Source organism: Acidobacteriota bacterium, assembly GCA_016208495.1.
Classification (GTDB): Bacteria; Acidobacteriota; Blastocatellia; order Chloracidobacteriales; family Chloracidobacteriaceae; genus JACQXX01.
Genome location: JACQXX010000110.1, coordinates 16,364 through 38,653, shown reverse-complemented (window position 1 = coordinate 38,653; position 22,290 = coordinate 16,364). Strand labels below are relative to the sequence as shown.

The following is a 22,290-nucleotide window of genomic DNA, read 5'->3' as shown; positions in this document are numbered from 1 at the left end:
CAATGGTGCATTGTAAAGCATGGGTAACAATGCCTCTTGAAAGGGTTGGGAATCTCCCAACCCTCTTTTTCATGCACATTTTCAAACCTTATGCCATTGTGCAAGGAAACATTTGTATTGAAAAGCAGTCAAGTAATTCAATCAACCAAACTTAGTACAAGTCCCTATAAAAGGGGGATGAAATTCGACCACTCGCTGGCAGAAACATTGGTTTTCGCCCGGATGGGCGCCGGAGAATAGCCGGTGGCAAGTGTCGCTTTGGACACGCGGCCACCGGACAGAGCCGCCATCACGGGTTCGCGCCCGGATGGGCGCTGGAACAGGAGTCGTAAGCCAGCAGTCGAAACTTCCACGAAAACCGGGACCCGAACCAGCTTCCAGCGCCCATCCGGGCGCAACCCACTGCGGACCAAAGATCCGGTGGTGTGCCCAAAGCGGCAAACCACCGGCTATTGTCCGGCGCCCATCCGGGCGAAAGCCAATTCGGAATCACCGAAATTCCATCCCCCCATTTAATGCCTCGGTGTTCCTCTATGTTCTTTGTCGTGAAATTCTGGTTGGACTTCCGGGTACAGACGAATGAGATTGGACCAGAAGGTCAAATTCTTCTTTTCATACTTATTTGACAAAATTGGGGGTTCCCATCTTTAATCAGCAACCAGTCAATACCCTGGTATTCTGCATTTTCTGTTCAGCCCCAATCCCCCTATGATACAACCGTTTGAAATTCTGGCTGCCTGGGACGCAGCAACTCTCCACCGAGATACTTCCTGGATTATCCACCTGACTGATTCCCAACAAGCCGAATTGATTTCTGCCCTGGAATTTTTTAAGGATACCACCCATTCCCAAGGGCTGACCGCTCAGTGGCTTCACGGAAATATGACCCCGCAGCCAGCCAATTTTCCATTGCCAACCCTGGGCCCGCGACTCAAACAAGTCCAGACTGACCTGGAAGAAAAATATGGCCTGGTTTTGTTGAAAGGCGTGCCGGTCTCGGGTTTTTCAGGTAAGGAACTACAGTTGCTGCACGCTGGAATTGCCAGCTATGTCGGGACGCCACGCCCGCAAACCGTTTTTGGAGAGATGGTCCAAGACATCAAAGACGTCGGGCAGGCATCACTGATCGAACGCCGTGGCAGTAAACACAACCGTGCCCTGCCGTTTCACAACGACCCGTGCGATGCCATTTCCTTTTTATGTATTAAACCAGCTTTGTCTGGAGGTCAGGGGCTGTTTGCCAGCAGCGTGGCCATCCACAATGCGCTGCTCAGATCGTCACCCAAACACGTACAAACGCTCTATCAAGATTTCACCAACACCTATCAGGATTATTTATTTGTACGAACTGGGATGAACCAGGACCTGCTTCCCAAACAACGGGTGTACTCGATGCCAACTTTTAGTACGGAACAAGGCTATTTTGCCTGCAAATACTCGCGGTTTTATATTGATCAGGCCCAGGAACTTGCTGAAGTGCCACGGCTTACGCCCCACCAACACCAGGCCATCGCTGCGTTTGAAGGCGAATTGCAAAACGAGAAATGGCACCTCACTTTTCAGTATCAGCCGGGCGATATGGTGTTTGTGAATAATTTCGTCTGCTTTCATGCCCGAGCCGCATTCAAAGATGATCAAACAAACGAAGCCTGTCGGCGGCATTTGTCCCGAATCTGGCTTTCCGTGCCCAATTCACGCCCCCTGTCGCCTCGGTACAAACACTATTTCTTTCAAAATACTGAGGCCGGGGCGATTCGCGGCGGCCTTCCGCTGCCTGAAGTAAGCTACTGAACACCTGTTTTGGCAAGTATTTGATTTGTTTCGTGTATTTCGTGTGTTTCGTGGTTAACAATGTCTTGAAACCCTCTAACACCCTGAACCCTCTTGGATCTATGACAATTGACGTGCGCCACATTCTTGATTCCAGTCTTCCAGCTATGGCGGCGAAGACGGCGCTCGTTTATCAGGATTGGACTTATACCTATCAAGACCTCTCAGATGAAGTTTCGCGGCTGGCCTGCGGACTATTGCAAACTGCCACCCCTGGTGACTTACTCGCGATCTGGCTGCCAAATTGCCCTGAAATTTTGTGTATTTTTCTGGCTTGTTTGAAAGCCGGAATTGTTCCGATGCCTTTTCATCAGGGAATGACCTGGTCGGAAGTACATCATATTTTGGTTGCCACCCAGGCCAAAAACCTGATCACCTCACGAAAAATCCTTGACGAGTGGCCCGTGGAGTTTGCCACGACCAGCCTTCATCAGATTTATGTCATTGAGTCAGACCAGCAGTCCGCACCCTTTCGCACTTATCATGAATTGACGAATACCCGGCGGGACTTTATTGCCCCCTGCCTTTCAGAAGACAGCCCAGGGTTTGTGTTGCACACTTCGGGTTCTGAAGGGTATGCCAAAGGTGTGGTGCTCTCATACCGCAACCTCAATCACATCTTACATTTCCGGCTCAACCACACCAAACTCACGCCAGAGAGCACCGCCGTTGTGGCATCGTGTTTGACTCAAAGCGTCGGCCTTCATCAAAGTCTGGCATTGCTGGCGGCAGGTGGCCGGATCGTGTTGCTTGAATCTTATGATCTTGAACCACTGGTGGCTGCCGTTGATCAATACCAGCCGACGCATTTGATGATGACCGTCAACCCATTTGACCGCCTGCTGCATCATCCAGCGATCTCGGAAAGCAGCTTTCAGAACGTATTGTTTGCTTCCGTAGGGGCTGATCGCGTGACTCCACGAGTTCAAAATAGATTTATTGCGCTCACTGGAAAGCCGTTAGCCGTCAGTTATGGGCTGACGGAATCAAGCTGGGCCCTGGTGAATTTTGAGGGACGCCTCGATAAATGCCTGGCGCTGGGAAAACCGGGCCCCGATATTCAAATTAAACTGGTGGACTCACAGGGGATTGAAGTTCCCACTGGTGAAGTCGGCGAAATTTACATCAAAAGCCCAAGAACAATGGTTGGATATTTAAATAATGCCCCGCTCACCCAGGCTGCCTTTGTAGACGGCTGGCTGGCCAGCGGCGATCTGGCCTATCAGGATAATGAAGGATATTTCTGGTTTGCCGGACGCAAGAAAAACATCATTGTCCTGAGCACCGGAGACAACGTCTCTCCCGGTGAAGTCGAGCAAGCCATACTGAGCCATTCGGCAGTTTTGGGTTGTGTCGTGATATCGGCTCAATCTAAGGATACTTCAGAAGTTCCCTGGGCGTTTGTCACCCGGTCAGATGAAACCTTAACTGAACTGGCGCTTGAGACTTTTTTGAAAGAACGAATCAGCGCCTTCAAAATTCCCCGGAAAATTATCTTTGTCTCAGAACTCCCGGTTGGACTGACGGGTAAGATACGATATCCAGAAACATCGTTTAAATTGCAGTAAACCTTGGGGACCAAGAATGAGAAAAAGGTTGACTTTACATTAACTTACCTGGCCTGGTCCTTGAGTAAGTCAATTTTTTTATAGTCAGAAGGAATTTGGAAAAGTTCTTGTGGTACAACTAACTTGATCTCACTCAAGGTATATGAAAACCTTTCTGAAGGTACTTCAACTTTGATTATCAAATTGCTCAATTCCTTTGCGCAAAAGATTCGCCACACAACTTTGGATGACGGCTCAACTATCTTAATCACCTGGCATTCATAACCATCTATCCATTTGGATCCCTCTTCCGAAAGTAATATGCCTTTCTCAGCCACCACCTTTTCAATCAATGTTGGTTGATCACAACACATCTGAAGTGCCAGAGGAAGAAAGTTCACATTACCAGGCAAGCCTATTTCTGGGGAATCAAGAAATCCTTTTCTATCTGGCAATAATGAAGCAATTGCTTGCTTATTTTTTGTTATCAAAACAACTGTTTCTTTATGTTGTCGTTCCAATGGAACAACAATCTCAAATCGACGGAATTCCTCTTTCTTAGCAACACGAAAAGTTCCCTTCTCCTTCTTTTCCAGTGTTGTGAGTTGAGCATAAAAATCAGGTTGATTCAGTAAAACCTCCTGGATTAATTGAGTTTTACTTTTCTGAAATGAATTTTGCCCAATTGAATATACTAGGGTTGACAAAGCCAAAAAAGAGGAAGCGACCCAGGCAATATATCCAATGAGTCTTATTTTTGAATAGCATATTTTTTCCATAACATTACCTAATTTTTCTCAGAAAATTTCACTATTTTTTTCCAGCTAACAAGTAAAAAAGAATTAATACACTTTACTCGTCGTTTTTTTCCATTTTTCAACTCGAAACAAAAAACCTTTCGACGATCCCCTTTCATCCCGTCAGTGATATGGTAGACCAGAAATCGTGAATCAGGCGACCAAACCAACGGACCGACCAAGGTGTGACCAGAAGGGAGTAACTCCCGATAGGTAAACAGCTTTTGTTTTTTTGTGCCATCGGAATTGATTTGAAAACAATGCTTTTGCTGAACATCTAGGAAGGCAATTTTTTGTTCAGTCGGGGACCAGGACGGATTGTACCCATAAGTCAGAAATTTCAAGGTTTTGGTTTCCAAATCAAGAATCAACAACTGCTTTTCCTTCGCAGGATCAGATTCGTTCGGGGTGGACTGTTCAATCACAATTTTTTTCCCATCTGGAGACCAGGAAAATAAATCGTTTGGGCCAAAAACAGCCGGTGTCAGCAATTCTGGGGCTGACTGGCCTTGCAGGTTGACCTGTTGAAGAACGAACTTATATCCATCTTTCTCTTTGGCCAAAAAAGCGATGGTGTCATTCACTGGGGACCAGGCAAGGGCATAAACACTTAGCGGTAGGGTAATTACATCGAGATAGGTTTTGGACGCAAACGAATAAACCGTGATCGTTTCATCCTGGCTTTGACTGTTTAACCGTCTCACAAACGCTATTCGGGTTCCATCGGGTGACATAGTTGGGAATCCATAGTGGAGAATATCACTGTTCCAGGAAAACCCACGCGAAGTCAGTTCTCCAGGTTGTGGGTAAACAAGAACTGACTGTCCAGCAATAAGCACTGTTGAGCGGTTAGCGCCTGGCTCATAGATGAGAAATTGAGCTTTTTCTTTCTGTGATAAGTCACTCAACTGATGAGAATTCCCAAAAACAGGCAAACAGAGAATGAACCCAACTCCTATTGATAACAGTGCTTTGATCATCTGGCTTAACCTCCTGACCTTTTTTTGTAACTGCCGAATCAGGTTTTCTAACTGGTGGATGACACCAAAATACAATCAGAAACTTCCCAAAAGTTTATTTGTGTGACACAAAACTAAAGTGTACCACTACGAAAAAGAATGGTTCTCTTAACAACAGGCGATGACAGTCTGACCTCCTCACCTGGAAAACACCACCCCCGGTTTTCAAATGTCCTGATTTCAGTTAGGCTTACGCACTTTTTTCAATCAGAGCTATTCCCACCCTCTACACGATTTTTTGCTTTTACGATTCTCGCTCAACCTGTTTTTCATTGTCTATGCCTCGTCTCGCCTGTCTGATGTGTCTGGGATTGCTGCTTTTTGGCTGGCAGGCACTGGTGTCTGCCGCTGAACCTCCCCGCCCTGTCTTTCGGCACATCACGTTTGAACAGGGCCTGTCTCAATCCTCGGTCCAGTGTATGGTTCAGGATCAGGACGGATACCTGTGGATCGGCACTCAGGATGGATTAAACCGCTATGACGGGTATGAATTTTTCATTTATCGCTATATCCCAAATAATCCCAATAGTTTGATCAATAATGACGTCCATTGTCTGCTGGAAGACTCACAAGGGTTTTTATGGATTGGCACCAATGGCGGCGGAGCGACCCGGTTTGACCGCAAAACCGGCACGTTCACCCGTTTCTATCCTGACCCGGCCAATCCGAGTGCCCTCGCGGCCAGCCGGGTTGATGCCATCGTTGAAGATCAAAACCACCGAATCTGGCTTGGAACCACCAACGGACTGCATTTATATCTTCCAAAAACCAATTCATTTCAACGGTTTCAATACGACCCAAATAACCCGCAAAGTATTGGTCACAATTACGTTCGAGCGATTGCTCAGGACCAGAACGGAATTCTCTGGATTGGAACGGATGGCGGTGGCGTCAACCGGTTTGATCCAAATACCCAGACTTTCTCCGCTGTAAAACTGACTGACGATAAAAACCCTGAAGCGCCCAGCCCACATTGTATTTCGCTCAAATTTGACCGCCAGGGCAATCTCTGGATCGGCACGACCAAAGAACTATGCCGCTACTCGGTGAGCACCGGCGAGCTGAAAACCTATGTCAGCGACCCGGCCAATCCAAAGAGCCTGACGGCCAGCAATATTCGGGCACTCTATTGTGATCAGCAGGGACGAGTGTGGATTGGCGCCCGATTGGGACTCAATCTCTATGACCCACAAAGCGATAGCTTTATCCAGTATCGGCACGACCGCAAGGATCCAACCACGCTTGGCGATGACAATATTCGGTCCATTTTTCAAGACCGAGCCGGCAATGTCTGGGTGGGACTCAGCGGCGGCGGGCTCAATCGGCTGGATTACCGTGCCCGGCGCTTCCAGCACTTCACTCACAATCCGGACCTGCCCAATACACTGAGTCATGAATCGGTCTTCGCCTTGTATAAAGATCGTAGCGGACTCATCTGGGCCAGCACGCCTGATGGACTCAACCGGATTGATCCGACTGCCGGCATCGTCAAAGTGTATCCGGTTGATATAACCGGCAAAACCGGGTTTCCAGCCAAAGTGGCCACCTGTATTTTTGAAGACCGGCACCATCGGCTCTGGTTCGGCTCAGTCGCGGGTCTCTGTCGCTATGAACGCGACACCGACACCTTTACCTGTTTCCGACACGATCCGCAAAACCCCCAGAGTTTAAGCTCCAGCACGGTGATGCGGATTGCCGAGGATCAGACTGGGAATCTGTGGCTTTCATCTTCCGGCTATACCTTAAACCGCTTTGATCCAGATACCGGCACGGCCCAGGTTTTTCGCCCATTTCCCGAAGAAGCCTCTGAAGTCGGCAACAACCGGATCTGGTCGCTTGTGTTTGGTCAACACAATCTCCTGTGGCTGGCCACTTCAGCCGGGTTGTTTCGATATGACCCGGCCTCACACCACATTCGGCACTATGTTCACAATCCCACGGATCCAAAAAGTATCACCAGCAACCGGGTTTTTTGTCTGGTCGAGGACGCTGACGGCACCCTGTGGATTGGCACCAACGGGGGATTAAACCGGTTCTCACCAACAACCGGAGAGTTTTCGCCCGTTACCACTCAAAATGGCCTGCCGGATGACAACATTTATGGCATTGTGCTGGATGACGATGGCAACCTCTGGTTAAGCACCAACACCGGGCTCGCCAAATACAATCCCCGCACCCGAGCGATCCGGGCGTATGACATCCGGGATGGATTGCAGAGTAACGAATTTAATTCCGGCGCTTATGCCAAATCACCGCAAGGCGAGCTTTTATTTGGTGGAATCAATGGATTTAACCTGTTTCACCCGCGTGATATCACCGATAACCCGTACATTCCACCAGTCGTTATAACCCAGTTTCGACAGTATGACCATCTGGTCGAAGGCTTTAACGGCAAGGAAATTGCACCGCTTCGTTATGATGAAAATTATCTGTCGTTTGAATTTGCGGCCTTGAATTTTCATCTGCCGGATAAAAACCAGTACGCCTACCAGCTTGAAGGTTTTGACCGCGACTGGATTTATTGTGGTCACCGGCGGTTTGCCAGCTATACCAATCTTGATCCTGGCGAATACACCTTTCGGGTCAAAGCTTCAAACAATGACGGCGTGTGGAACGAAGCCGGGATCGCCCTCCGAGTGGTGATTCTGCCGCCGCCCTGGCGGACCTGGTGGGCGTATGTGGGATATACCTGTCTGTTGACGGGGATGGTGGCCGGCGCCTTTCGGTTTCAACAGCACCGGTTGCAAACCCGGGCGCGACTTCGCGAAGCGGAACTCACCGCCCGTGCCGAACGTGAAACCGCCCAGGCCAAAGCCGAAGCCGCCGCCCAACTGGCTATTCAAAATAAAGCTTTGGATCGCAAAAATCAGGAACTGGCCGAAATGAACCAGAAACTGGTCGTGTCCCAAATTCAGGCGGACCGAATTTTTTCAGCGCTGGCCGAAGCATTGCCGGGCACGGTGCTGGATGAGAAATACCGATTGGATGAAAAAATCGGCGCCGGCGGGTTTGGAATTGTGTTTCGAGCCACGCAACTGGCCTTCAATCGTCAGGTGGCGGTCAAGGTGTTTAAACCGTCACCCGGCAACGACAGTGCGGATGCCATCGAACGCTTTCGGCGCGAAGGCATTTCGGCTTCAAAAGTGATCCATCCGAATGCGATACAGGTTCTTGACTCAGGTATTTCAGCCGACGGTATCGCATTTCTGGTGATGGAATTGTTACAGGGCCAGGCACTAAGCGAGGTATTGAAGGAAACTCCGGTTTTGTCAGTTCGGCACAGTTTGCGGATTGCGCAACAGGTGTGTTTTGCGCTGATCGAAGCCCACACCCAGGGAATCATCCACCGTGATATCAAACCCGAGAATGTTTTTCTGCACCAGGGACCAGGCGGAGAGATCGTCAAAGTGCTTGATTTTGGCGTGGCGAAAATGTTTGGCGATGATACTGGCGAATGGATGCAACTTACAGCAACTGGGGGTATTGTTGGAACTCCGGCCTATATGGCGCCGGAACGTCTGGCGGCTCACTCGTATGATGGCCGCTCTGATATCTACAGCCTGGCCGTGATGATGTATGAACTCCTGTGCGGCAGGCAGCCATTTGCCGAACATGCCCAGGCGTTTGCCAGTCTGGTGGTGGCTCATCTGCAATATCCCCCGCCACCGGTGCGGAAATTTGCTGAATATGTTCCTGAGGCCGTTGAAGCACTGGTCTTGCGTGGGTTATCCAAGAAACCAGTTGATCGTCCAACTGCCCAGGAATTTGCGGACCAGATTGCCCAGATTTTCAATATACTTCCTGAAGAAAGTGATCAATTTCCGCACTCAGCCCGATCAGCGGACCAGAATCGGGAGATTGCGGCCTTACCCACGGCTGAGTTTACCAGCACCAATCTGGTGGAAACCCAAAATCTGCCCTCGACTCGAACCAATCCTGAATAAGTCCACTCGAAATTCCACCACACTTGAGAAGCTGACCTTCTGAGGTGCCGCAAAACGATTGTTGCTTCTCATTCATTCCTGATATGTTGAGAACATCAATTAACAGAGAAGTTTAGCCAGTCGATTTCCTGCCAGGTACCTTTATGTTTGAGCCGTCACCTCCAGTTGAGGATTTACTCTTACCGCACGTTCTCTTGATTTCAACGGCCCCTGATCCACTGTCCCACATCCTGAGCCAGTCTGGATTCTCGTTCAGTATGACCACGCCACCTCCTGGCCCCGAACTCAGTGCAATCCCAGATATTGTGGTGACTCAACACGTTGAGTCATCGCTGTTGACCCAGCTCAACACCCGGTTTCATCTCATCCCGATCATTGGTGTGGTCACAGCCCAGGAAGAAGACACCGCACTTGAGCAGCTTGAACAAGGTCGGCTCCAGGATTATGTCTTGTTGGAATCACCCAGGCGACTCAAGACATGCATCACCAAACTCCATCGCGAATATTTTGATCGTCGGCTCCGACGATTGGTCAATGAAATTCCAGAAGCCGTCACGCTGGTTTCATCTGACGGATCAACCAAATATACCAGTCAAAATAATGTCTATGTTCTGGGGCGCGAGTTACCTGAAGTCCAGGGAATCAATGGGTTTACATTTATTCATCCAGATGACGTTCCACTCTTAAAGGCAGAATTTGATCAACTACTCATTCATCCGGAAATCATCAAAACGGCCTTAGTTCGAATTCAACATAAAGATGGCACCTGGCGCTGGATCGAGGGAAAAGCTCAAAATCACCTTTCGAATCCAAAGCTCAAGGGAATTGTATTTAGTTTTCATGACGTCACCGAACGCAAACTGGCCGAAGACCGGCTCCGTGAGCGTGAGGAATGGTTCCGAACCCTGGTGGAGAAATCATTTGAAGCGATGGCCGTGGTCAATCAACACGGAATTGTAACCTATATCACCCCCCCCATTGAGCAAATTACCGGTCGGCGGCCAAACCAGATCATTGGGCAAAGTCCCTATGCCAACGTCCATCCAGATGAAGTGGAACAGATCCGGGAACAGACCCAGATCTTTATGTCACATCCAAATGAAGGCCGCATCATCGAAACCAGAATCCAACATACCAACGGTGACTGGCGAGTGGTCGAAATGTACAGTCGGAACCTGCTCGAAAACCCGATTGTTCAAGGCATTGTGGTGAACTTCAGAGATGTGACTGAACAGCGAGCCACCCTGGAAGCACTCAAACAAAGCCAGAGTCGTCTGAATGGTATTTTAAACTGGATGCGGGAAATTTTGTGGTCGGTTTCATTGCCTGATTTTCGGACTCTGTATCTCAACCCAGCCATTGAAGGAATTACCGGATATCCGGCGTCTGATTTTTTTCACACACCACAATTATGGGAAACGTGTGTTCATCCAGACGATTTGGGGATCGTCCGCCAGCGGGTTGAGAAGTGTAAGGTTCAACCTGAAGGTGAATTGACCTATCGTGTGATCCATAAAAACGGAAATATTCGGTGGGTACAGGATCGCTTCCGAATTGTGTTTGATGCCGAAGAAAATCCAATCTTGCTCGAAGGGCTGGTGATTGACCTGACCGAACAACGCGAAGCCGCCGAAGCCCTCCGTCAAAGCCGGGCCCATTTTCAGGCCCTCCTGGAGGTGATCCCGTTTGATATCTGGATCCGTGACATCAGTCACCGATGCACTTACCAGAACGCTCAGTCCGTCAAACATTGGGGTTCGATTGTCGGCCAGTTGCCAGATGAAGCCAACCAGCCCCAGGAAACCATCGCCAAATGGAAAGCCAATCACGCTCGCGTATTTAATGGTGAGCATATTGATGAGGAAAATGTGTTTCTGGTCAATGGTGAAGAGCGGGTGCTGTGGCAACTGATCCTGCCCATCTGGGATGAAGGTAAAATTTGTGGGATTGTTGGGATCAATATTGATGTGACAGAACGCAGGCGTGAGGAAGAAGAACGCCAGAAACTCTCCAGATTGGAAAGTTTGGGCGTGCTGGCTGGCGGCATTGCCCACGATTTCAATAATCTGCTGGCGGCGATTCTGGGCAATGTTTCGCTCGCCAGACATATGCTCGACAACCCGACAAAGGTTGATGCGAAACTTCAAGTGGTTGAAAATGCGGTTGATCGGGCACGGGCACTCGCCCAGCAGCTCTTGACGTTCTCGAAAGGCGGCGCCCCGCACCGAATGCCAACCGATATCACTTCCGTGCTTTCCGAAGCCGCCATCTTTGCCTTGCGCGGGTCAAATGTGAAATGCCGATTCGAATTTGATTCCGGATTGTGGGAGGCCAATGTGGATCCGAACCAGATCGGGCAAGTGGTTCAAAATCTGGTTTTAAACGCTCGTGATGCCTTGCCAGGCGGCGGACAAATCGCCATCTCAGCCACCAACGAAATGCTTGACGAAGACTCGCCCCTGCCACTCAAAGCCGGAGCCTACCTTCGGTTGCGATTTTCAGATGAAGGCGTTGGAATCCAACCTGAACACATTCATAAAATTTTTGACCCCTATTTCACGACTAAAAATCATGGAAGCGGGTTAGGTCTGGCGGTGGTTCATTCCATTGTCCGCCGCCATAGTGGACACATCACCGTCAATTCCCAACCCGGTCAAGGAACTCAATTTACGATTTGGGTCCCAGCCATCCCAGTCACACCAACTGAGTTGTTGTCACCTGACGTTGACTCAAATTCGCCCCAGTTTGGAAACCTCCGGATTTTAGTCCTCGAAGATGATCCACTGGTTGGGGATTTACTCAAGGATTCTCTCGAATGTTTGGGCTGTGAAGTCACCAAAGTGGTTGATGGAACTGAAGCAATCTCTGCATTTCAAGCCGCTCAACAGCATCATACCCCGTTTCATCTGGTCATTTTGGATTTGACGATTCCAGGTGGAACTGGCGGTGTGGATACTCTTCATCAACTCCAGAAACTGGACTCAACCGTCCAGGCCGTAGCCTGCAGCGGACATGTCAACGACCCATGCATGGTTTTTCCACAGCGACATGGATTTATCAATCGGCTGGTCAAACCATTCTCCATTGATGATTTAACCCGGTTGCTGCAGTCCATTCATCTGATATCAGGCTGAAAAAACCAAGCCCTCAGCCCTGGTTTTCTCAGCCCCAAATCATTCCTTCCCATAGCTGAAGATGGCTTCGAGCGCCAGATCGCGATTGGCGACAAAAGCTTCGTAGGTCGGTTCGGCAGCCAGATCCGGAGCAATCCACATTCGGTAATCCATCGCAGGCGCATTTTGCCAGTAGAGTGTGGAAATGCTCGCCCGCAATTTGCAGAATGGCAGGGTGGTAAAAATGGTCTCACCAATAAAGTTTGGCGGTGAGGCTGAGGGTTCGCCCACAAACATGGCCTGGGTTTGTTGTTGCAAATCCGAAGCACCACAAATCGCGGCTGAAAACGTATTGCGCCCCATGATCACAAACAGTTTGCCCGGTTGATTGATTTTGTCACATCGGATGATTTCCTGAACCAGCGGTTTGTTGAGAAAGTTATTGCCGCCGCCATTCCACCGAAGGTCAATGATGAGCCGTTCCACCTCGTTGGCATTGATAAATGCAAACATCTTCTTCACAAAGGCCGCAATTGACTCATCGGGTTTGTTTTGAACTCCATTGTATTGAAAAAAGACAGTTTTTGAGTCTTTCAGGTATTCGTACCAGTACAGATCCTCCTGATTTTTCAGGTAGAGGGGCGTGACCTCTGGCCCACTCGGACGAACAGAAATCAGTTCGACTTTCTCCAAAAACGGTCGTGGTTTGGGCGAGATCGTCACTTCCTTGCCACTTGCATCAGCCAGCACATAGGGGACCTCGTCAAGAGTTGGAATCATTCCAAATGCCTGCACATATTCTGGAACCGCAAACCGGCGGGGGACTTGCGTTCGCAACCAGATGTCGTTATCGCGGGAAACCGTTTTAGCGATTGCCCGATATGCCTGTTCGACGGAGGTTTTTCCAATTTTGATCAGCTTCATGCCAAGCGCGGCTTTATATTCTTCAACCGCTCCGGTGACAAAAATCCCTTCTTTGAATTCGGTAAATTGAATCGGGATTTTGTGAAACTCGCCCGGACCACTGGTTGGAGGCATAAAGAAAGTGTGTCCATCGCCAATCGCAGCCGTCAGGCACACCAGTTCGACGATAATCTGATGATCTTTCAAAGTTGGAATTTTGCGATCAATGTCAGCCAGGGTGGCTTCAAACCGGGCCTGATCCAGTTTGTTGTAGACATTGTAATGTAATCGTTTGAATTCACTTGCCAGATAGTGCAGGTCATAGCGCCATTGCTCGTCGCGAGTGAATGACCCTTCAGGCTTTTCCCCAATCATTTTTTTAAAACGTGGGTCATTGCGCAGGCTGTCAATATCGGAATCATTGCGAAGTGTTTCAAAATCTGAAAAGCGGGTCTTCATTGCCTTTTCAAGCCAGGCCATGGCCTGTTCTTTCTCGCCCTTCAACGCATAGCCACAGGCAATATTATAAAACTGGGTTGCAGGCTTGGTGCCGCATTCCGCCGCCTTTTGAAATGCCGGGATGGCCTGGTCAAAGTGCTTGAGTTGATGATGGGCAAACCCAAGCATGTCCCAAATCGCTCCATTATAGGGATTGGTCTTGACCAGTTCCTCACAGACCACAGCGGTTTGAGCCCATTCCTGTCTGGCAAAAAGCGCCTGGGCTTCCTTGATGGTAACCCGATTGACGTTCTGTGACTGGGCTTTGGCACTTGCAGATTGGAGTTGCGGGGAAAGTGTACAACTGAGCAAGCTGGCCAAAATGCCGATACACACCGACCCAAACAAAAGTTTTGAATACCTCATATGTTCATTCCTTATACCCACTTAGAATGGAATCCTTGCATTAGAAAACAGTCAAGCGATTCAATCAAATAAACTGAGTGAACTACTGACTACTGACTACTGACTGGGATAAAAATGACGTTGAAACCAACTCAGAAGTGCAAGTGATGTGCCAATGGATAAAAAACGAAGAATAATGAGTTTAAATTACTGTAATTGAATGGGTTATATCATTTCTTCTTATGAAAGCGGCAGTAACGCTGCTTTATTCCGTGTTCGCTCCTGACACGTCAGTTTCCCAGTTTCGAACAATGGGTTGCGAATATTCCAATCAAGTCAGAGTTGAAAGAATCAAATCAGTACTCGACAAAATTCAAAGAAAACTATCTGATTTTCTAAAGAACTCTTACTTTAAGCAACAAAGAATATCGCAAGCAAAACCTAAGAAAAAAAATTACCCCTGTATTTTCAATATTTTATAAAAAATCTATAAGTTCGTCGCTGGAACTGGCACACAGAATGCCATTACTCACAGTCAGAGAACAGCCGCTCAGTGCTGATCGAACCGATTCCAAAGGAGCACCCACCGTATGGTACACATTCGATTTGAAGGACGGTCCTATGATTTCCAGCCGCAGGCGGCCAATATCCGACCGACCACAGCCGACGCTGATGTTTTACGCCGGGTTGCGACACTGCTCAATGTTGCCCCAGAGCGACTCAAGAACTACGTTGTGGATCGAACAGCCAACGGCACGGTGATCATTCGCCCCGAAGCCGTCTATGGATAAATGAACATTTGATCTTTTCATCTCTGCGCTCTGACCGGTGAAGCATACACACTCAATTTAATTCAGCGGCCCTCACGGGCTCTGCAGGTTCGACTCCTGTCAAATCCACCATTTGGGTTTGTGGTGAAATGGATACACACTGAACGTAGTGACAACCGCTTCAGTAACTTGCGCGGAGATGATCAATCACAAGTCAGTAGTCAGTAGTCAGTAGTCAGTAGTCAGTAGTCAGTAGTCAGTAAAGCATTATTTTCAAAGGGTTAGCGATTTACAATTCCTTTTTTGTTTTTTTTGAAAATTGAGTTCTGTCCTGTACTCCGACAGAAAAAGCTTACATACACTCGCTCAGTGGTAGAGCACCTGCCTCATAAGCAGACATTCATTGGTTCGAATCCAATGTGTAACCCAAAACAGCTTTTGCAACTCGTACAGGACAGAACCTTTAAAAACGAACGAAGAATGAAGAAAAATATCTCTCTGGAGACCAGTCATATGGTGGGGGAATACTCACAGGCAACCAAACCAGAGCCAGTTTTTCATAATTCATAATTCATAAGTACCTTGTCATAAGTTTTCTGAGATATTGGATTTGGTAAGTGTTTGATTTTTTTCGTGTATTTCGTGTGTTTCGTGGTTCAAAATGTCTGGAAATTTTCGGTAAGGTACTTAATTCATAATTTTTTCTGTCCTGCACTCAAACCGTTAAAGCATACATACACTAGCTCAACTGGGTAGAGCATCTGTTTTTGGAACAGAGGGTAGCGGGTTCAAATCCCGTGTGTAACCACTAATTGCTTTTACAACTTGTGCAGGACAGAACCTTTTAAACGAATGAAGAATGAAGACTTGAGAATGAAGAAACCATTAAGTGGTTAGTGGTTAGTAATTTGTTCTTGGGGCTTGGGGCTTGGAAGGTGTTGGCTCTAAAACACCAACCACTAACCACTAACCACTAACCACCTTCTTCATTTCTAACGGGGTTTCAGGATATGACAACACAATTTGAACGCGATTTGCGGGTTGAAATGCTCAACAGTTTGTTGACCACTCCTCACCGGGAGTTGGGTGCTGTGGCAACCCTGCACACCGAACTGGAACAGCTTGACCCGTTGTTTTATGCGCATCTTGCTGTCTGGTATCAACAACATGGCGATGTGCGCGACCACAAAGAAGTCTTCGTCGCCCATTTGCTAGCCAGCGATGTGGCTGAATATCGCGAAGCCGGGTTTGTGCTCCTCCAGGAATTTCCACCCTATGAAGTGGCGCGAATTGTGGATTACCTGAAACAGATTCGGAGCAAAATGCCGCGTTCGGCACGGACTGCGGTACGGCAGTACCTTCGGTTTCGTGAAGACCGCCCTGAAATGTTTGACCGGGCGGCAATCCGTGGACGCAAAGCCCTCAAGCATTTGTATGCCACGCTTCGGATTAAGCCCAGTGACCGGGCCAACGCGGTTTTGTTTAAAGACACGCCGCCAGCAGACAGCCTGGCGTTTGTCCTAAAGCAACTGGCGAAGACAACCGAACCGGCAGACATGGCACGAGTGATCGTCGAGCACCGGATTCCCTACACAATTGCGATTGGGGCAATTCGGCAATTGACTCCAGCCGTTCTGGTGGCGTTGATCAACTCGATGACGCCGCAGGAAATCATCAATAATCTTGGGGCGTTGAAAAACCGGGGAGTGATGTCCAACCCCGAAGTCAAAGCACTGGTGGACGGTAAACTCCAAAAGGCAGCCGACGGAAATCGGGTTTCAGCCTTGAAAGCGATGAAAGCGGCTGATGTCACAGTCCTGGATCAAAAAACCACCAGGCACCTTGAAGAAATCGCCAACCGGCAGGTTCGCAAACGCGGCACCATCAAGCGGCCAACCGCGCTGTTGATTGATAAAAGCAGCAGCATGGATTCAGCGATTGAGGTCGGAAAGCAGATTTCAGCTTTGATCTCTGGAATTGCCACGTCTGACCTGTTTGTGTATGCCTTTGACTCAATGGCCTATCCAATCACGGCGGAAGGCACCGACCTGTCACACTGGGAAAAAGCCTTCCAGCGAATTTTTCCAGGTGGCAACACCAGCATTGGGGCACCATTGCAGATTATGCTCAACCGGAAACAGGTGGTTGAACAAATCATCATCGTCACGGACGAAGGTGAAAACCAGTCACCGTACTTTGCCCAGGTGTATGACGCTTACTGTAAAGCCTTTCAGATGCAGCCAACAGTGGTCATCGTCAAAATTGGACACGTCACCAATCAACTCGAACAGGAGTTGAAGCAGGCAAAGGCCAATTTTGAGACGTTCACCTTTGCGGGTGACTACTACTCACTGCCAAATCTGGTGCCGTTGTTGACCCGTCCATCACGACTTGAACTGTTGATGGAAATTTTGGAAACGCCGCTGCCTCGACGTGAGGCGTTGAAGGCAGCGAGTTAGGGTTCCGGGTTCCGGAACCTGGAACCCGAAATGGTATTACTATGTACACAACTGGACTCAATTCGGTGGATCTTTGTTTTGTGATTGATGTCACTGGCAGCATGGGTGGGTTTATCCAACAGGCTCAAAAGCATTTGCTGGATGCCTTGAGTCAACTGACCAAACTGACCCAGGTTGATTTGCACTGTGGGCTGGTTGAATATCGTGACCATCCTCCCCAGGACAACTCGTTTGTGACGCGAGTTTCTGTGCCGACTGGGGATTTCAAACAGGTTGAAAGTTACATCAAGAAACTGTCTCCGCAAGGCGGTGGCGATGGCCCGGAAGCCGTCTATGACGGAGTTGTGGCGGCCTGTACCCAAGTCAAGTGGCGTCCAACCAGTTACCGATTGATTTTGCTTGTCGGAGATGCGCCTCCGCATGGATATACCCTGCCGGCTTCGGATGAACCACAACCTCGACGGCAGCACCAGCACCGTCCAGTCAGAATGAATGGCGATGCCTGGCCAAACGGGTGTCCCTGTGGAAGTACCATCCGGTCAGTGACTGCTGAGGCTGAAGCCCACATGATTACCATTCACGGTCTGTTGATGGGTGGCTGTGTGTATGCCCGGGCCGCCTTTTCCGAACTGGCGACCTTCACGGGTGGTACCTGCTCAACTGTCCAGGGTTCAGTGATTGAGGTGATTATCAACCAGTTGAAGCAGGAATTTGAAGGACTGGCGTTTGACCAGCAGGTTCTGGATGTAGTGGTTCAATCGCCACTGGCGTTGATCGGAGAGATTTCCGAACAGTTGCAAACACCCCGCCAACGCGTCGCTCGATCAGTTGCTCGACTTGGCAAGCGTGGTTTTTTATATCAGCCAGTAGTCAGTAGTCAGTAGTCAGTAATTCACTAAGTCCATCTGATTGAATTACTTGACTACTTTTTCATATGAACACTTCATTGCAAAATGATATGTTATGAGACAGCGCAACACCCTGAACCAGTTAATTCAATCTCTGCTTGAAGCAGATCAGGCGCTACAAACAACCCGGTTTGTGGCGCCCTGCGTGTTTCGTGGGAAAGTTCAAACCCGGATTCAGGGTCTGGTTCGCACGTTTTCCCCAGTGCCAAAGACATTTGAAGGCTGGGGTATTTTCCAACCAAAAGACCTCAATACTGCCGACCTGATCGAAGAAGCTTCTCTTGATGTCATTGCTCGCTATTGTGCATTACTCAAGGCACTTCGGGTGCGGTTGATTGCCAATCTGGATCGGAGAACGTGGCTTGCCTATCCAGTCAATGGGGCTGATATGCAGGCCCGGTTTGGTTCCGCCCGACCGATGATGGTCCATCTGGTCACCGAAGGCAGCCGGTTTGAATCAGTCATTGTGCGTGGCAGTGGACAGGTCTGGTGGTACGAAGATCTGGATCGTCGAGCCGACCCACTCCCAGCCGAATCAATGCGAGAAGCGTTTGAAAATTTGGTCGGGTTTGATCAACTCAAATTTTCCGGGATGACGCCCGAAATGCGCCAAACCTATCAAATTGCCAGAAGTGGTGTGTCCCCGATTCGGTCAGATTCCGCCAGGCGTACCGTTCAGCGACCAGCAACCACTAATGACCAGCGATTGCGACAGGCCCTGGAACTGGGTGGCGGGAAGCTGATGAAGTATACCGACCGTGACGAATTCTGGCTGGTCGAATGGCAAACCCCATCCGGCGAAACGCATACCTCAGCCATCAATAAGCACGATTTGACGGTGGTGAGCTCGGGGATTTGTTTAAGTGGACGTGACCGGGATTTTGATTTGCAGTCACTGGTCAATGTGATTGAACAACGGTTTGAAGACTGATTCTTCGGGCTCCGGGTTCCGGGTTTTCAGAAGGGATGAGGGATGAGGGATGAAAAAAATCACCCTCTCACCGTGTCATTTGGTCATCTGGTCTGGGTTCCGGGTTTTCGAATGTATGTCCTTTCTGTCTTTTCTGTTTTTCAGGCCGTAAACGACCTGCCTCAATTCAACCACCGCTGCGGCGGCGAAAACCAGGACATAATGACAGGATGACATGGTGAAAAAATGACATGGTGAAAAGGTGATTTTTTTCATCCCTCATCCCTCATCCCTCATCCCTTCCGAAAACCCTGAACCCTGATTTGTATGTCACACTCATTTACTTTTCACGAACAGCTCTATCGCACCCAGGAACTTTTGCTCAAACTCCGCGAAACACAGGTCACGGTCTGTGGCGCCGGGGCACTGGGGGCAAACCTGATTGAAACGCTGGCCCGGATTGGATTCCGAAAACTTCGCGTCATTGACTTTGATCGCGTCGAAGAGCGGAATTTGTCGTCACAGCCTTACTACCGAAGCGACATCGGCGCCCACAAGGTGAAAATCCTGGCCAATTCTCTTTTTCGGGCACTGGGAATCCAGCTTGATTCGGTTGCTGACCGATTGACTTCGGAAAATGCCCGTAAACTTCTGCAAGGAAGCCAGATTGTGGTTGATACATTTGACAACAGCCTCTCACGGGCAGCCGTCAAACAGGCGTGCGAGACGTACGCAATGGCCTGTCTTCATGCCGGAATGGCTTCTGATTTTGCGGAAATTACCTGGAATGAACGGTATCGGGTGCCTTCAGCGACCCAGGATGACGTGTGTGAGTATCCGCTGGCTCGCAATCTGGTGATGTTGACGGTGGCCGTCACATCAGAAACGCTGATCAATTTTATTGAAAATCAGCAAAAGCACGGATTTATGATCACGCTACGCGATTTGAACGTGAGGCAAGTTTGAAGACTGAAGAAACGGGGCTGAAGACAGCGGGCTGAAGACATTGGGCTGAAGACAGCGGGCTGAAGAAGTTGAGCTCAGAGTATTGAACCCGATTTCTTCAGCCCCAAGCCCTCAGCCCCTGGTTTTTAAGAAAATGATCGTTCAAACAATTCCCGGATGGCTTTGCGGCTGTTGTCTTCGATAAACCGCGTTCCGGTACCGGAAAAATGGGTGTGAGTAATCACTGGAAGATTATCCTGGGTACATTCAACCCATTCGACTTGATTCCAGGTAAACCAGGCATCGCGTTTCTGATCAAACACATGCAATGGCTTATTGCATAACTTGGCAAATTCAGCCCCCCAACCAGTGCCGCCCTTGACGGTTTTGTCTTCTAAAATCTCGCCAATGACATAGATTTCCTGGCCATTGTTAATTTGATACCAGATGCTTTGTAACAATTTGCGAAAAATCGGGCTGTCGGTGTAGCGGCGATTCATCAGCCGGGAAATATATTCGAGGCTGACGTCTCCGTTTTTCAACTCTTCGTGGTTGAGAACCCGCAGACCACGCTGGCGGGCAATATTGTGGCCTTCAAAGGTAAAATTGACTTCTTCAATGCCGAAGGCTTCGGCTACCGCACCAAATTCAGCTTCGGCACCGTTGGCGCCGCCGCTAAACAGAATGCAATCTTCTTTATTTACACTCATGATGATCTTCGAATCCTCGCCTTTTTTGAAATGATGCTGAATGAAGTACAGCGGATGGTGTATAAAACCGCGCTAAGCTACCACAACCCCCTATTTCTTTGAAGCAAAAAGGGAAAAAGAAGCACGGATGGACTCAACTGGTAAGACCTGGCAACCAGCAACAGTACACTGTCATGACCTGCCGGCTCAGTTGACCAAAAATGATCCTATCTTTTCTGTCTAGGACCATTTAAGCCTAATCCTTTCAATTATTTGACCCGTTGTGAACGCGTTCACAAATTTGAACAACCACTGAATCCACAGGTCAGATTGAAGCAGGTAGTTCCTCCCAAATTCCCGTTGTCCTTGATGGTTTGTCAACACCTCTGGTCAGTACCGGGTCGGCATCAAGAAATAACTTGAGCAAATACAGAGTTCGAAAACCATTTTTGGTCACTCCCTCGTAGCCCCACCAAACTCCATTGCAAGTCTAAATCACTATAGCCTTCTCACAAGACTCCCACCCAGTTTAGTCCACTTCAATCCGAATTGATTGAGGACTTTGGTCAAAAGATCTCGATCAACAGGGTAATCTTCTGTGTATTCAGTAAATCCATGAGATCAGGAATCCTTCTTTTATCTATCGTTTTCATTAGTTCTTTTCCGCTTTCGGCTCAGGACTATCCCTCTAAAAACCACTGCCTCTCTTCAAAATCAGACCTTCCACTGCCAGAATCAGGGTCTCCTCCACGCTTGATGACTGGAATTGGGAAAGCCGCACTCACAATCACCACCAAATCACCCCGCGCCCAACGATACTTCAACCAGGGATTGGCACTTCTGCACTGTTTTTGGGGCAACGAAGCCATGCGTTCCTTTCAAGAAGCAATTCGACTTGATCCCAATTGTGCAATGGCGTATTGGGGCATGTATCAGGTTATGTCCAATCCAATCACTGGCGCTGACAAGCCTGATGAGAAAAAGGGCTTCCTGAAGAAAGCTCTTGACCTTGGCCCAAAGGTTTCTCCTCAGGAACAGGCATATATTAAAGCGATTGAACTTCGTGAATCACTGGGCGGTGAAAAAGGCCGACTTGCCTATCAGCAAGAGATGGAATCCCTGATTGCCCGCTATCCCAATGACATCCAGGCCAAACTGGTTCTGGCTCAATTTTTATTTATCTATGATTTTTCTCATAGCTTTGAGTTGACCGGTGAGCCCTCAAAAAATCGCCAACGGAGTCTTGAACTGGTAAAAGAAGTCCTCGCCACCGACCCCAACAATGCAGCCGCCCATCATTACTGGATTCATGTCGTGGAAGGTACCAACGAACCCGAGTCAGCACTCAATAGTGCCAGAGTGCTCAGTCGCCTGGCCCCAGCTTCGGGGCATATGGTTCATATGCCCGGCCACATTTACTTTCGACTCGGCAACTGTCACACGGTTAAAACAATACCAAAAAGCATTGCCCTGACTCGACTTCCGTTCATTCATTGCGATTGAGAACTTTCATCCAAAGACGAAAATTGGTTCGCATTCAACCTTGTTTCGAGGGGTAACTCTTTACCCAGCAGCCGGCCACACCAAAGGCGGCAGCACCAATTTGGCCAGAG

At 48.8% G+C, this 22,290-nt stretch carries 15 protein-coding genes, 2 tRNA genes and 1 pseudogene; 13 read left to right on the top strand and 5 right to left on the bottom strand.

The window, feature by feature from the left end; genetic code table 11:
• Nucleotides 1-243: 243 nt before the first annotated feature.
• The 3 genes from HY774_22775 (at nucleotide 244) to HY774_22765 (ending at nucleotide 3,398) form a co-directional block, all read left to right on the top strand.
• A complete protein-coding gene (locus HY774_22775) occupies nucleotides 244-516 on the top strand; it encodes a hypothetical protein (GenBank protein ID MBI4751312.1) in 273 nt (90 codons plus the stop codon).
• A gap of 192 nt (nucleotides 517-708) precedes the next feature.
• Nucleotides 709-1,791 carry a TauD/TfdA family dioxygenase gene (locus tag HY774_22770; GenBank protein MBI4751311.1) on the top strand — a complete coding sequence of 361 codons (1,083 nt, stop codon included), beginning with the start codon at nucleotides 709-711 and terminating at the stop codon, nucleotides 1,789-1,791.
• A 101-nt stretch (nucleotides 1,792-1,892) separates the two neighbouring features.
• Nucleotides 1,893-3,398: an acyl--CoA ligase gene (locus HY774_22765; GenBank protein ID MBI4751310.1), complete on the top strand. Its 1,506-nt coding sequence runs from the start codon at nucleotides 1,893-1,895 to the stop codon at nucleotides 3,396-3,398.
• A gap of 44 nt (nucleotides 3,399-3,442) precedes the next feature.
• On the opposite strand, the gene HY774_22760 is transcribed toward HY774_22765, so the two are convergent.
• From HY774_22760 to HY774_22750, 3 genes and pseudogenes are all read right to left on the bottom strand, one after another.
• A complete protein-coding gene (locus HY774_22760; protein MBI4751309.1) occupies nucleotides 3,443-4,156 on the bottom strand; it encodes a hypothetical protein in 714 nt (237 codons plus the stop codon).
• A gap of 8 nt (nucleotides 4,157-4,164) precedes the next feature.
• On the bottom strand, nucleotides 4,165-4,599 hold the full coding sequence (locus tag HY774_22755; protein ID MBI4751308.1) for a hypothetical protein: 435 nt from the start codon (nucleotides 4,597-4,599) through the stop codon (nucleotides 4,165-4,167).
• A 261-nt stretch (nucleotides 4,600-4,860) separates the two neighbouring features.
• Nucleotides 4,861-5,154: pseudogene (locus HY774_22750) on the bottom strand (PD40 domain-containing protein).
• Nucleotides 5,155-5,471: 317 nt separating this feature from the next.
• On the opposite strand from HY774_22750, the gene HY774_22745 reads away from it, so the two are divergent.
• Both HY774_22745 and HY774_22740 read left to right on the top strand, forming a co-directional pair.
• Nucleotides 5,472-9,137 carry a protein kinase gene (locus HY774_22745; GenBank protein MBI4751307.1) on the top strand — a complete coding sequence of 1,222 codons (3,666 nt, stop codon included), beginning with the start codon at nucleotides 5,472-5,474 and terminating at the stop codon, nucleotides 9,135-9,137.
• 143 nt (nucleotides 9,138-9,280) lie between these two features.
• The gene (locus HY774_22740; protein ID MBI4751306.1) at nucleotides 9,281-12,271 is read left to right on the top strand and encodes a PAS domain S-box protein; all 2,991 of its coding nucleotides are present in this window, start codon (nucleotides 9,281-9,283) and stop codon (nucleotides 12,269-12,271) included.
• Nucleotides 12,272-12,310: 39 nt separating this feature from the next.
• Here HY774_22740 and HY774_22735 read toward each other — a convergent pair whose 3' ends face one another.
• Entirely contained in the window at nucleotides 12,311-14,017 is a 1,707-nt protein-coding gene (locus tag HY774_22735; GenBank protein ID MBI4751305.1) for a hypothetical protein, read from the bottom strand.
• Between the two features lie 569 nt (nucleotides 14,018-14,586).
• Between HY774_22735 and HY774_22730 the strand changes: the two genes are divergently transcribed.
• The 7 genes from HY774_22730 (at nucleotide 14,587) to HY774_22700 (ending at nucleotide 20,009) form a co-directional block, all read left to right on the top strand.
• Nucleotides 14,587-14,787, top strand: a complete 201-nt coding sequence (locus HY774_22730; protein MBI4751304.1) for a hypothetical protein — start codon at nucleotides 14,587-14,589, stop codon at nucleotides 14,785-14,787.
• Between the two features lie 334 nt (nucleotides 14,788-15,121).
• A tRNA-Ile gene (locus HY774_22725) sits at nucleotides 15,122-15,195 on the top strand.
• 306 nt (nucleotides 15,196-15,501) lie between these two features.
• Nucleotides 15,502-15,574: transfer RNA gene (locus tag HY774_22720), tRNA-Gln, on the top strand.
• 202 nt (nucleotides 15,575-15,776) lie between these two features.
• On the top strand, nucleotides 15,777-17,225 hold the full coding sequence (locus HY774_22715; GenBank protein MBI4751303.1) for a VWA domain-containing protein: 1,449 nt from the start codon (nucleotides 15,777-15,779) through the stop codon (nucleotides 17,223-17,225).
• Nucleotides 17,226-17,326: 101 nt separating this feature from the next.
• Nucleotides 17,327-18,109: a hypothetical protein gene (locus tag HY774_22710; GenBank protein ID MBI4751302.1), complete on the top strand. Its 783-nt coding sequence runs from the start codon at nucleotides 17,327-17,329 to the stop codon at nucleotides 18,107-18,109.
• 97 nt (nucleotides 18,110-18,206) lie between these two features.
• Nucleotides 18,207-19,064, top strand: a complete 858-nt coding sequence (locus HY774_22705) for a hypothetical protein (protein MBI4751301.1) — start codon at nucleotides 18,207-18,209, stop codon at nucleotides 19,062-19,064.
• A gap of 306 nt (nucleotides 19,065-19,370) precedes the next feature.
• Entirely contained in the window at nucleotides 19,371-20,009 is a 639-nt protein-coding gene (locus HY774_22700; GenBank protein ID MBI4751300.1) for a ThiF family adenylyltransferase, read from the top strand.
• Between the two features lie 125 nt (nucleotides 20,010-20,134).
• Here HY774_22700 and HY774_22695 read toward each other — a convergent pair whose 3' ends face one another.
• Nucleotides 20,135-20,698, bottom strand: a complete 564-nt coding sequence (locus HY774_22695) for a hypothetical protein (protein ID MBI4751299.1) — start codon at nucleotides 20,696-20,698, stop codon at nucleotides 20,135-20,137.
• A 732-nt stretch (nucleotides 20,699-21,430) separates the two neighbouring features.
• Here HY774_22695 and HY774_22690 point away from each other — a divergent pair.
• Complete coding sequence (locus HY774_22690) at nucleotides 21,431-22,180, top strand: hypothetical protein (GenBank protein MBI4751298.1); 750 nt, start codon at nucleotides 21,431-21,433, stop codon at nucleotides 22,178-22,180.
• The last annotated feature ends 110 nt before the right edge of the window (nucleotides 22,181-22,290 follow it).